The 13028-nt window shown below is 61.0% G+C and carries 10 protein-coding genes; 7 read left to right on the top strand and 3 right to left on the bottom strand.

Features of this window, described 5'->3' with window-relative positions:
- Positions 1 to 68 precede the first annotated feature (68 nt).
- Entirely contained in the window at positions 69 to 1640 is a 1572-nt protein-coding gene (locus FXO12_RS08415; protein ID WP_057978130.1) for an alkaline phosphatase, read from the bottom strand.
- Positions 1637 to 2191, bottom strand: coding sequence for a GNAT family N-acetyltransferase (locus FXO12_RS08420; protein WP_057978132.1), 555 nt, complete (start codon positions 2189 to 2191; stop codon positions 1637 to 1639). Before FXO12_RS08420 ends, FXO12_RS08415 begins: the two co-directional genes overlap by 4 nt.
- A 190-nt stretch (positions 2192 to 2381) precedes the next feature.
- On the opposite strand from FXO12_RS08420, the gene FXO12_RS08425 reads away from it, so the two are divergent.
- The 6 genes from FXO12_RS08425 (at position 2382) to FXO12_RS08450 (ending at position 9612) form a co-directional block, all read left to right on the top strand.
- Positions 2382 to 2789, top strand: a complete 408-nt coding sequence (locus FXO12_RS08425) for a biopolymer transporter ExbD (RefSeq protein WP_014717774.1) — start codon at positions 2382 to 2384, stop codon at positions 2787 to 2789.
- Positions 2790 to 2791: 2 nt separating this feature from the next.
- Positions 2792 to 3520 carry an energy transducer TonB gene (locus FXO12_RS08430; RefSeq protein ID WP_057978134.1) on the top strand — a complete coding sequence of 243 codons (729 nt, stop codon included), beginning with the start codon at positions 2792 to 2794 and terminating at the stop codon, positions 3518 to 3520.
- A 24-nt stretch (positions 3521 to 3544) separates the two neighbouring features.
- Positions 3545 to 5830, top strand: a complete 2286-nt coding sequence (locus FXO12_RS08435) for a TonB-dependent receptor (protein ID WP_034127226.1) — start codon at positions 3545 to 3547, stop codon at positions 5828 to 5830.
- Between the two features lie 25 nt (positions 5831 to 5855).
- Positions 5856 to 6503 (top strand): MotA/TolQ/ExbB proton channel family protein, encoded by a 648-nt coding sequence (locus tag FXO12_RS08440; protein WP_057978136.1) that lies wholly within the window; start codon positions 5856 to 5858, stop codon positions 6501 to 6503.
- A 56-nt stretch (positions 6504 to 6559) separates the two neighbouring features.
- Positions 6560 to 7777, top strand: coding sequence for a phospholipase D-like domain-containing protein (locus FXO12_RS08445; protein WP_057978138.1), 1218 nt, complete (start codon positions 6560 to 6562; stop codon positions 7775 to 7777).
- 95 nt (positions 7778 to 7872) lie between these two features.
- Positions 7873 to 9612, top strand: coding sequence for a dipeptidase (locus FXO12_RS08450; RefSeq protein ID WP_057978140.1), 1740 nt, complete (start codon positions 7873 to 7875; stop codon positions 9610 to 9612).
- 182 nt (positions 9613 to 9794) lie between these two features.
- On the opposite strand, the gene FXO12_RS08455 is transcribed toward FXO12_RS08450, so the two are convergent.
- Complete coding sequence (locus FXO12_RS08455; protein ID WP_057978142.1) at positions 9795 to 11456, bottom strand: M24 family metallopeptidase; 1662 nt, start codon at positions 11454 to 11456, stop codon at positions 9795 to 9797.
- A gap of 77 nt (positions 11457 to 11533) precedes the next feature.
- On the opposite strand from FXO12_RS08455, the gene FXO12_RS08460 reads away from it, so the two are divergent.
- Positions 11534 to 13024: a PLP-dependent aminotransferase family protein gene (locus FXO12_RS08460; protein ID WP_034127221.1), complete on the top strand. Its 1491-nt coding sequence runs from the start codon at positions 11534 to 11536 to the stop codon at positions 13022 to 13024.
- Positions 13025 to 13028: the final 4 nt, after the last annotated feature.

Below are 13028 nucleotides of genomic sequence, written 5' to 3' on the forward strand. Positions count from 1 at the left end.
CGTCAACGATAACGCGAGCAGTCAGGTTGCACGCGGTGCCTGTGAGTTTTTCGCGAGCAAGCTCGCTCCTACAGGGCCACGCTCGGCTGGTCCGATTCATTGATGAACGACTTCAACGTCGACACCGTCGCCGCCGGGTCACGCGGGTCGCTGATCGCACGAAAATTCGTCAACATGGTGTTGGCCGCCAACTCCACCGACACATACCCACGCTGGCGACTGTCGAAAAACTTCACATGCGGGTTGAGCGGCATGATCTTCATGAACGCGTCGTAGGGAGGGCCATCTGAGGTGACCGACGAGCCGACGAACTCGGTGGCGACCACCGCCGAGTCTGGCCTGTCGGCGTCGAGATGCAGGTCGGTGGCCCAGAACGAATGTATATCCCCTCCCCAGAACACCGGGTTCTTCACGCGATTGCGCACGATCGACGCCAGCATCCGTGAGCGGTTCGCCATGTAGCCATCCCAACCATCGGTCCAGCGGCCAAGCTTATGGTTGGTCAAGTCACGCTGCATCAGCGGCGCCACCAGCAAATCCTGGGCGATGACATTCCACTGCGCACTGGACTGGGCAAACCCCTGGTCCAGCCAAGACTCTTGCTGCCAGCCGAGCAACGTGCGGCCAGGGTCACGCAGGCCGTTGCAAGGGGTGGTGACAATATGCCCTTGGTGGCTGCCATTGGCCGCGATGCAGGGTTGCTCGGAACGGTACTGGCGACCGTCGAGCACATGAAAACGCGCGAGCCGCCCATAGTCCAGGCGCCGGTAGATGCGCATGTCCGGCCCCTTCGGCACGCTGCTGGCACGCAGGGGCATGTGTTCGTAAAACGCCTGGTACGCCGCAGCCCGTTGCTTGAGAAACTGCGCCACCGCCACCTTCGGGTCCTGGGACCAGCGGTTGGCGTAGTCATTCTGTACTTCGTGATCGTCCCAGGTTACGACGCTGGGAGCCGCGGCGTGCAGGGCCTGCAGGTCTGGATCAGTCTTGTACAGTGCGTAGCGGTTGCGGTAATCACTCAGGCTTTGCGCATTGCCGCTGCCGTGAGAACGAAACACCTTGCCCGACTCCGCAGCATAGGAACTGTCGTAAATATAATCACCGAGGAAAAACACCAGGTCCGGCTGCTCGGCGGCAAGGTGTCGGTAGGCGCTGAAATAGCCACGTTCCCAGTGCGAGCAGGACACAAACCCCAGCCGGGCCGAGGCCATGGCCTGCAGCGGCGGCATCGTGCGCGACTGGCCCACCGGGCTCTGCGCACCGAGCCCTTCAAACTGGTACCAATACGGCCGATCCGCCGCCAGCCCCGCCACTTCGACATGCACTGCGTGAGCAAAACGGGGCGTCGCCAGTACTTCGCCCTGCTTCACAATGCGCGTCATCGCCGCATCGCTGGCCACCCGCCAACGCAGCGGCACCGAGCGACTCAGGCCGCCACGGCCATCCGCGGCGTTGAACAACGGCGCCAGGCGCGTCCAGATCACAAAGCCATCTGGCAACGGGTCACCGGAAGCCACGCCGAGGGTGAACGGATAATCCACCCCGGCACTGCGCGCAAACGGGCTGAGAATCGAAAACGCGGTAGCGACCGCCAGCCCGCCAAGGACCCGGCGCCGGCCGTGGTCCACTTCGCCGCTCACAGGCAGCGCTCCCAGTCGTCGCGCACGGTGGCAAACCCGAGCAAGTCCTCATACACGCCGTTCTTTAAAAACGCCTGGCGCATGCAGCCTTCATAACGCAGGCCGATCTTTTCCATGACCCGCGCCGATTCCTTGTTGCGCGCGAAACACTGGCTGCCCACGCGCTGCAACCCTAGCGCCTCGAACCCGAAATCCATCACCGCGCTCGCCGCTTCAGCCGCATATCCCTGGTTACGGCAGTGCGCCGCCACCCAGCCACCCAAGTGCCCATAGTGATGGCGAGCGTTGATGCGCAGGCTGACCATGCCGACCAATTCGTCGGTGCCGCGCACATGCATCCCCAGGTTCAGCAGCTCACCGGTGCGGTACTTGTCAGCGATCCCCGCAATAAAATCCTGCGCGGTTTCCAAGGTGTAGGGCGATGGAATGTTCGCCGTGTTGTCGGCAATTTTCGGCCCGTTGGCAAGCGTGAAAAGCACCTGCGCCTGATGCATTTGCAGGGCGCGCAACAGCAGTCGCGGGGTCGTCAATTGAGGCAGTGCAGTGGGCATGGGAGCCGGCTCTCAAGATAAATTTCTCAAGCATGGATGCCCCGAGTGTCAGTTTCATTACGCCCGAAAACTGACCGGTAAGTTTTCTGAAAGACGCGTCCTAGAGCCTCCAAACGGTCAATTAAAGTTAACCAATCGGTCATTTTTGGCTGTTAGCGTTTTGCCCCTAATTCAATGACGGGGTAACGGAATGAGAACCTGGGACGAACCCAAGAAACGCAAGGCGCACATCGAGCTGATCCCGATGATCGACGTGATGATGTTCCTGCTGGTGTTTTTCGTACTGGTGAGCCTGAACGTGATTCCCGCGCTCGGCATGAAGACCCAATTGCCCAGCGCCAGCAGTTCGCAGCAGCTCAAGCCGCAAAACAAATTCATCCTCACCCTGGGCCTGGAAGGCCAGTTGCAACTGGACGGCAAGGACCTGACGGTGGAGGCCCTGGTGCCGGCGCTGAAGGCTGCCGAAAAGCCCGATACCAAGTCGACGATCATCGTCAACAGCGACAAAGGCGTGGAGGTTTCGCGCCTAGTGGAAGTGATGGACACCCTGCGCCTGGGTGGCTTCACCTCCGTGTCCATCGCCACGCGTAAGTCCTGATCATGTACGTTCTGTTTCGTGCGCGTCAGCTGCTGGGCAGTGTTCCGGCCCTGATCGCCCTGGTGCTGATTGCACTGGGTATCCAGTCCCAGACGTTGAAGGTCGAGCCGGTGTATGACGAGTCGGCGGTCGAATTGGCCTTGGTTGAGCCGGAACCGGAAGTCATACCGGAACCGGTGGTGGAGCAAGAACCGCCACCGCCGGTGATCGAAGAGGAAGAGGCCGAGCCGGCGCCCCCGCCGCCACCGCCCAAGCCGCTGCCAAAACCCGAACCCAAGCCAAAGCCAAAACCTGTGCCCAAGCCTGCGCCCGTGGTCGCCAAGCCCGTGCCGACGCCGCCACCGGTGGCCGCCAAGCCAGCCCCGGCCGCCGTCACCCAAGCGGCACCGACGTCTGCCCCACCGGCGCCACCGAAGGTCGATGGCCAGGCCCTGGAAAGCGGTTACCTCAAAGGCTTGCGCAACGAACTGGACACCTACAAGCAGTACCCCACCGGGCGCCAGGCGTCCCTCGAACGCCCGAGCGGCGAGGTGGTGGTGTGGCTGTTGGTAGACCGTCAGGGCCGCGTCCTCGACTCAGGTTTACAAACCCAGGCCTCGAGCATGTTGCTCAACCGGGCAGCCACCAACAGCTTGCGTCGCATCAAGCAAGTCAAACCGTTCCCCGAGCAAGCCTTCGGGGGGCGCAATGAGCAGCGCTTCACCGCCACCTTCAACTACAGCGTGCAATAAGCACCCGACACCAGGACGACAGTGATGAAGTTCACCCGTATTCATCTGGCACTTGTGGCCGCGACCAGCATGAGCCAGGGACTGGTCATGGCAGAGACCAGCGACAGTGATGTCGGCACCATTGGGGTACAAGGCAAGGCGACCGCCGGGGGCGGTTACATGGTGCCGGAGGAAAGCATCAAGGGCCGCTCCACAGTGACCAAGGAAGCACTGGATAAACAGGCGGCCACCGGCAATGCCATCGACAAACTCAAGTACACCCCAGGCTTGAACATCTCCAGTGAAGACAACACCGGCCTGTCGGGCTTTCGCTTCACCATGCGCGGCATGAACTCCGACCAGGTGGGCATGTCGGTGGACGGCATGCCGATCAACGACTCCGGCAACTACGCGCTGTACTCCAACCTGCTGGGCGACCCGGAAAACATTGACCAGATCTTCGTCACCCAGGGCGCTTCGGAATCCGACGGCCCGCACATTGGTTCCAGCGGCGGCAACATTGGCATCGTGACCATTCGCCCGACCAAGGAAACCGGCGCCTTCGTCAAACAGGTCGTCGGCAGCAATGCCACGCGCAAGACTTTTGCCCGCCTCAATACCGGCGAAATCAACGGCCTGAGCAACTGGCTGTCGGTGTCCCATACCGAAGGTGAGATGTGGCGCGGTTCGGGCGCGGTACGCGCGGACAAGGTGGAGTGGAACAGCTTTTTCGACGCTGGCAATGGCAACACCGCCAACCTGATCCTCAAGTACCACGAGCAGGACAACAACAGTTACAGCCAGTTGACCAAGGCGCAGTTCCAGCAATATGGCCGCAAGTACGACCCTTATCCGGCAACACCCAGCGTGGGCAGCAACGGCAAGTACAACAGCTATTACGCCCTGGCGCAGAACCCGTTCCAGACGTTCACCGCCGTGCTCAACACCCAGTTCAAACTGGCCGATAACCTCGCACTGTCGGTGATCCCGTATTACTACTGGGGCAATGGCAGCGGCGTCGGTTCATCCAGCTATGCCCTCAACCGTGGCTCCAACCAGGGCGGTGTGTTCGACCTCGGCAACCTGCCCACGGCCGCCCAATACAACGCCGACGGCACACCCAACAGCGGCGTGTACTACCGCCCTTCACGCACGCAAACCTGGCGTCCGGGCATCACCACCAAACTGACCTGGGACCTTGGCGACCACAGCCTGCAATTCGGTTACTGGTACGAGCGCGCACGCCAAAGCCAGACCCAGCCGTTCATTCCGCTCAAGAGCAACGGCAAGCCAGTGGATACCTGGCCAGATTCCAACAGCGCCATCGTCGATGCCAACGGCAACACCGTGCAGGGTCGCGACCGTTTCACCGTGACGCCAGCGCAAAAGGTCTGGGCCCAGGACACCTGGTACATCAACCCGGACTGGACCCTCATCGCAGGCCTGGCCTACATGAACGTCGAGCGTGAAGGCACCAACCACGGCAGCCTCAACGAACGCCCGGAAAAACGTAACCAGACCTACAACAAACTGCTGCCCAACGCCGGCCTGAAATACCAGCTGGACGAGCGTGACCAGTTGTTCTACAGCCTGTCGCGCAACATGCGGGTACCGCAGAACTACGTGCTCTACGACAAAGGCGCCGGCTCGATCGACGCCGAACCGGAAACCAGCTGGAACCATGAACTGGGCTGGCGCTACAGCGGCGACGACATGAACCTGGCCGCCACCCTGTTCTACATGGACTTCAAGAACCGCCAGGTTTCGTCCCGGGACATCAACGGTGACTTTGCCGACATCAACGCCGGCTCCGTGGTCAACAAAGGCCTGGAGCTGGAGTGGAGCGGCCAGTTGCCCCACCACTTCAATTACTACACCTCCTACACCTACACCAAGGCCGAGCAGCAGGATGACCTGACCGTCTACAACGCCGGCAAACCCATCGTGCTGCCCACCAGTGGCAAGCAGTTCGCCAACGTGCCCAAGAACATGCTGGCGGCCAACATCGGGTATGACGACGGGCGCTTCTACGGCACCTTCGGTGGCAAGTACACCAGCAAGCTCTACGGCGACCTGACCAACGACGAGGCGATTTCCGGTCGCACCGTGTTCAACCTCGGCGCCGGTATTTACCTGCCGGTGGACAAGAAAGTGGTCAAGGACGCGACCCTGCGCCTGAACGTCGACAACCTGTTCGACAAGAAATACCTGGACGGCGTGTACACCACCAAGACCAACGCGGCCAGCTACAGCGGTTTCCGCGATGGCGACCCTGCGTACATCGTCGGCCTGGACCGTACCGTCACGGTTTCGCTGGAAGCGAATTTCTAAGACTCACCCCAAGAGGAACACCATCATGGATATGAACCTGCTCCACGACGTCACTTTCTATGTGATGTACGCGGCGATGGCCATTGCGATCTTCATCGCCATCGAACGCGGTATCTACTTCGCCTACGTACGCCGCCAGGCACGCGCATTGATCGACGCCCTGGGCGCCAATGTGCACAGCGAGCGTGACCTGCCGGACAACCTGACCCGTCGCGACAGCCTGCCGCTGAACATGATCTTGCCGGTGCTGGCCCAGAAGGCGACCCACGGTTCGCGCAAGGACCTGGACGACGAAATCGATACCCAATACCTGAAGACCCGCGCCCCACTGGCCCGCAGCCTGTGGATCATCGAGACCATCACCACCGCCGCCCCGCTGCTGGGCCTGCTGGGCACCATTCTCGGCATCATCGACACCTTCAAGGCGCTGGCCACCGCGGGCGTATCGGACCCAGGGCAGATTTCCGGTGGTATCGGGACGGCCTTGTTTGCCACGGGATTAGGTATCGCCATCGCGCTGTTCTGCGTGGTGTTCCACAACTTCTTCCAGGACAGCCTGGAGCGCATCAACGACCAGTTGAAGATCCTGTTGATCCGCGCCGCCACCGGCGCCCGCGCACAGGATGAAGTGACTCATCGCGTGCCCACCCCGCTGCACAGCCGCACAGCCTGACCTGCAGGGCGGGCGCCTTGGGCGCTCGCCTTTACCTTTGGTGCGATGAGACGCTTATGTCCCTTTCGATAAAGTTGCGTATTGCCGGCCTGACCGGCTTGCTCCTCAGTCCGCTGGCCCAGGCGGACTTTTCCATTCCAGGTTTTGAATTGGTGCATACCGTGCCTGTGGACACCGCCCTGGGCACCGACGATTTGCGCCAGCCCGGCCCGGTATGGATCGAGCTGTTCGACGGCGCCAAAAGCCACATTGATATCGGCCAGTTCTACGCCGCGGACCACCCTGGCTCGGTGATGAACAGCGTGCTTGAACACCTGGAAGCCGCCGGCAAACGCGGCGTGAAGATTCGTTTCCTGCTCGAAGAAAAAGGCATCAAGCTGTCGGATGCCGCCACCCTGGAACGCTTGCGCGCCATTCCCAACCTGACCTTGCGCGTGCTGCCCTACGGGCAACTGAGCGGCGGCATCATCCACGCCAAGTACCTGCTGGTGGATGGCAAGCAGGCGTTTGTCGGCAGTCAGAATTTTGACTGGCGCGCCCTGGAACATATCCACGAAACCGGGCTGCGGATCACTGACGAAACGGTGGTGGGCCAAGTGCAGGCGATCTTCGAGCAAGACTGGCAAGCCCAGGCCGCGCTGGCGGGTAAACAACCGGTGCCGCTACCCGCCAGCGGCCCAGCACCCGCACGTACCGGCAACTACCTGGTGGCCAGCCCGCAACGCTACAACCCGCCCGGCGTGGGCGACTCACAGCTGGAACTGCCGCGCCTGCTGGGCGAAGCCCAAAAAGAGGTGCGCGTGCAATTGCTCGACTACGCGCCGCTGTCCTACGGACCGGATCCAACCCGACCGTACTACGCGGTGATCGACAACGCCGTGCGCGCCGCCGCAGCCCGTGGCGTGTCGATCAAACTGATGGTGTCCAACTGGAATACCGACCCGCTGGAACTGCCCTATCTCAAGAGCCTGGCGGTGCTGCCCAATGTTGAGATCAAGATCGTCACCCTGCCCGAAGCCAAGCAAGGCTTTATCCCTTATGCGCGGGTGATACATAGCAAAACCATGGAGATCGACGGGCAAGTGGCGTGGGTAGGCACCAGCAATTGGTTGGGCGGCTACCTGGATAATTCACGCAATCTGGAGGTGGTGATGCGCAGTGAGGCGATGGCCAGGCGTGTAGGCCAGTTGCATGAACAACTGTGGGATGGGCCTTACGCTAGAGCCTTGAGCGTGACCCAAGAGTATCCCGCGCCCCACCCTGGCCAGCATTGACCTTGGGCACCTGAGTAATGGTAGTGTGTGGAAATGTTTCTGTCTCTTCCGTCAGAAACCTCCTACTCACTACCTGCAAAGGAATGCCTTCAACCATGCACTTTCCACTTAAGCAATTGGCGGTTGCCACCCTGTTCGCCGCCGGCCTTTCGGCCGTCGCCACGCCCGCATTCGCCAACATCAGCGCGGACCAGAGCACGGCAATCCTGAAGCAGTTCAACGAGACCTCGGTTACCGATTTCCGCGGTTTCCTCGGCACTCTGGCCCAGGGCGAGCTGGGCAAAGCGGCTGACACCGGCCCGGCTATCAGCGCGTTTGTGGGCAACAAACCCCTGAGCGCCGAGCAGCAGAACGAGATCAATCGCCTGCTGGGCATTTACACCCGCGTTAAATATGGCAAAGCCGCGCTCGAAACCTTGCGTGAACTGGTGGAAGTCCCGACGTTCAACGTAGACGGTCTGCCACAGTACAAAAACCCGGAATTCCTCAAGATTGCCGCAAAGATCGAGGCCCTGGCCAAGTCCTTCAACCTGAACTTCCGTAACGTCGACAACCGCGTATACGAAATTTCTCTGGAAGGCAGCGGTGATGAAGTCGTGGGTGTGCACGCCCATGCCGATGTGGTGCCCGTGACCCCGGAAAACTGGGTGCTGCAAGACGGTACCAAACTCGACCCGTTCAAGGTCACGCTGATTGGCGACCGCATGTATGGCCGCGGGACCGAGGATGACAAGAACGGCATCGTGGTGGCGATGTACGCCATGAAAGTGATCAAGGAAGAAAAACTGCCACTGGCGCGCACGTTCAAACTGCTGGTAGACACCACTGAAGAAACCGCCGGTGATGCCATTCCTTACTACTTCGAACGCAACCCCGTGCCGCAATACAACTTGGCGCTGGATGGCGGTTACCCGGTGGTGATCGCCGAAAAAGGCTCGGGTACCGTGATGGCCACCTTCCCGGTGCGCAAGGGCGAAGGCAAAGGCGCAGAAATCATCGCGATGACCGGCGGCAAGGCGAACAACCAGATTCCATCGGCCTCGGTGGCCACGCTGGTCAGCGACACCCCCGCCGAACTGGCCGCCAGCCTGCAACAGGCCGGTGCCGACTATGCCAAGCGCAACGGTGGCGACTTCCAGGTGACGGCCAAGGTCGATGGCAAGGATGTCAAACTCACGGTTACCGGCGTATCCGCTCACTCTTCCGAGCCTGAAACCGGGGTCAACCCGGTGGCGCGCATGCTGGACCTGATCCACAGCCTCGACGGCAAGGTCGCCCTCCAGCACAACCACATCACCGATGCCGCGCGCTATGCCGCCGACAACTGGGGCCTGGATTACCTGGGCGGCAAATTGGGTGTGGGCTACGCGGATGATTTCATGGGGCCGTTGACCACCTCGCTGACGTTTGTGGGGCAGGATGACAAAGCCTTCAAACTGGCCGTGAACCTGCGCGCACCGAAAGGTAAAACCCCGGAGGCGCTCAAGGCGCAAATCGAGCAGAAGCTGAACGCCTGGGACAAGAACGCCAAGGTCAACGTGAGCTTCACTTACTCGCTGGACACGCCGATGTACCGCAACCCTGAAGGCGAATGGGTAAAAGCCTTGCTGGCAGTGGCCACTGAAAACCTGGGCATGGCGCACAAATTCGGCACCTCGGCCGGCGCAACCTCGGTGCACGACCTGCCCAACGGCGTGCAATTCGGCCTGGCCCGCCCGGAAGAGAAGTACACCGGGCACACTGACAGTGAGTTCAAGACGGTTGAACAGTTCTTGCTGGACCTGCAGATCGTCACCGAAATGATGGGCCGCGTCGGGCAGTTGCCGAAGCTCTGACCCATCTGGTACCCAAGCGAGGCTGCGAAGGCAGCGGCACAGGCATCCTCTTCAGCGCCTGAACCACCGCTTTCGCAGCCTCGCTAAAGCTCGACAGCTCCTACAGGAGATCGGCGGTGTGGGTGAGATCTCGCTTTGCAGGGCCATCGCGTCAAACACGACTCGGCAACAATGACAGCTCTTCAGCCTTGCAACATCAGCATGTCTTCAAAGAACCCCCCCACCGGCTCAGTGGGATGGCACAGCTGGATCTCCAATACCCAGGCCATTTCACTCGGTGGGATCTCCAGGTCAGCCAACTCCTTGCTTTCGAACAATGCATGGGGAAAGTCCGCAAGGCGGTGCCCCGCCAGGTTGCGCGCCAGCCTCCAGCCCTTTGACGCAGCGCTGTGCTCGGCGAAGTCGTAGAGCTCACGCCCGGTCAGACCACGCAGCCACGCCTGGCGTGTTTCATCGAAGACTTCATGCAAGGCCGTCGTACAGGCCTGGTGCAACGGCGCGTCGCCGAACACAAACGTATCGCCATAGTCCCCTTCGTAGCCATCCCACACCGGGCCAAGATCGACCACGGCAATGTCATTAGCACGCAGCCTGCGCTGGCGATCTATGCCCTCGCGCGGAGGGCGAACAGTGTCGGCGCCAAAACGAATGTAGGTCGGATGCCAAGTGTGCGAAGCGCCCATGGCCTGCAGTTGCCTCGCGGCCATCTCAAGGGCCTCGCCGGTGGTCATGCCGACTTTCAACTGGCTGGCAATCGCCGCCAGGGCACGTATGGATTTTTCCCGCGCCGCCAGCATGCCGTCCAAGGAATAACGCGGGCCGACTTTCTCCCACACCGGGTCAAACGATAGGGAGACTGCTCCAGCACTTGACCGACCACTGGCGACAAACGCCTCCGCGATAAACCGGTGGCTGGGCAACCCCGCTTCAAGGCAGTGGATGCGTACCTGGCCGAGCATTGCACCGTTGCCGCACGCATAGACCTGGGCCTGTTCCCACTGATGCCCATGACTCATTGCAACCTCCTGAACCCTGCCCTCGGAGGACCGCACGGGATGCCAGCGAAAACGGGGATGCTCAAGCATCAGGTGGTCGAGGAAAGCGCTGTCATAAAAGTCTGCCGATTGCGCGCCGCCCCAATACAACGTCACGTCGACATCGCGCTTGAGCGCGGTCAGCAAGATAGGCTTGATGCCCGCGTAACCAGTACCCGTAGCGAATAGCACCACGGGCGCCGCCTCATCGTCCTGCCAGGTACAGGCACCAAACGGCCCTTCCACGTGCAGACGCTCACCCACGGCGAGACCACCCAGGATACCCTCGGAAAAATACCCGCCACTCACCCGGCGAATCTGGAAGACCAAGCGCCCATCGTCCTCATCGGGCAGGTTGGCAATCGAGAAGCAGCGCGTGTCACCGTCCGCCAGGTGGAACTTGAGGTATTGGCCAGCCCGCACCGCCACTGGGGTTTCGGGCATCAATACCAACTCGATCACATCGGGGCCTAGCGCACGCTTGCTGTGAACCTGCGCCGCCACTACCAGCGCGGGGGTATCCAGCGACCAGCCGGGAATATGCAGGCGCATGTCGCCACAGGCGTGGCTCTGGCATAACAACATCTCATTGGCTGCCAAAGGATAAGAAGGCTGCGACGCACCCGGCACCAGGCGTTTGGCCCGGTACGCACCTTCGGCGACCACCACCTTGCACGAACCGCAGGCGCCACGGCGGCAGGAGAACGGCACGGCCAGGCCACTGGCGAGCATGGCGTCGAGCAACAATTCGTCACCAGCCTCAAAGGTTTTCCCCGAGGGCGACAGTTCGATGACATGACGTGTATTCATAACAACCTCGGGCTAAGTAAGGCTTGATTGTTGCGCTAGACTAGGCCCATTAAAACCTCCAGATTTGGATACTTCAGATGGTCCAGATGCGTAAATGGCGTCCACTGCTCCGGCTTGAAGAAGGTGCAAGCCAGGCGACTTACCGCAAGATCGCCGAAGGCTTGGTCAATGCCATCCTCGAAGGCCGCCTGCCGCCCGGGACGTTACTGCCGGGCACGCGGGAAATGGCACACTTGCTCGACGTCAACCGCAAGACGGTGATCCTGGCCTACGAAGAAGCCATGACCAAGGGCTGGCTGACCAGCGAGCCGCGCCGTGGCACCTTCGTCAATGTAAAGCTGACACTCAAACACCTGCCCAGCGTTACGCAACCGTCATTCGCGCCGCCGTTACTGGAGCAACCGCTGGTACCCTATTTCACCCATAATGCCCAAGTGGTCGCTCTACAGCATCGGCGCGATGCGCTGTTTTTCGACAACGGCACCAGCGACCACCGCCTGCTGCCCCAGGCAGTTCTGCACCGTTACTATCGCCATGCACTGCGCAACAGCTTTGCCTCCAATACCGTGCGCTACGGCAGCGAAGGCACCGGCTATCACTTGCGCTGCGCCCTGGCCGAAATGCTGCGCAACAACCGTGGGCTGACGGTCACTGCCGAAAATATCTGCCTGACCCAGGGCACCCAGATGTCCCTGTTCCTGAGCGCCAGCCTGCTGCTCAAGCCCGGCGACGTGGTCCTGGTGGAACGTCTGAGCTACCCACCGGCATGGGAAATTTTCCGCAAGCTCGGGGCGAAGTTGGTCACGGTCGACATTGATGATGAAGGTTGCCGCACCGACCAGATCGAGCGCTTATGCCGTGAGCACAAGGTGCGCATGATTTACCTCACGCCTCATCACCAATTCCCCACCACCGTGAGCTTGCACGCTGCACGCCGGCAGCACTTGCTGACGTTGGCCGCGCTGCATGACTTCTGCATTATCGAAGAGGACTACGACCACGAATACCATTTCAGTGGCCGCCCTTACCTGCCGCTGGCCAGTGACCGCGCCCAACGCCATGTGCTCTACATCGGCTCGTTGTCCAAGGTGCTGGGCTCGACGTTCCGCTGCAGCTATATCGTGGCGCCCACCTCTGTGATTGAAGCCCTGCAACGCAATGCCGCGCTGATGCTGGGCGATACCGACGCGGTCGCTCAAGCCATGCTGGCAGACCTGATCAATGAGGGGGAGTTGAAGAAGCATTTGCGCCGCGTGTCGAAAGAATATCGGGCGCGCCGCACGGTATTGCAAGATTGCCTGGATCAGGCGTTTGGTGCTCGCATACAAGTGCGCGAGCCCGAGGGTGGTTTGGCGCTATGGGTACGTTTCGAGGAAGAAATAGACGTCGATAAGTTGGCAAGCACTGCACTGGACCACGGCGTTGTGGTGCGCAGTGGTCGTCAGTTTTCCCCCAACGACCAACCGGTAAACGCGCTGCGCCTGGGCTTTGCCTCCCTCGACCGGGACGAAATCCAGCAAGCCACTCAGCGCCTGGCCCGGGCGATGAACGCCATGGGCAGGCGCTGAAAAA

Source organism: Pseudomonas sp. J380 (assembly GCF_009827115.1).
Lineage (GTDB): Bacteria > Pseudomonadota > Gammaproteobacteria > Pseudomonadales > Pseudomonadaceae > Aquipseudomonas > Aquipseudomonas paracarnis.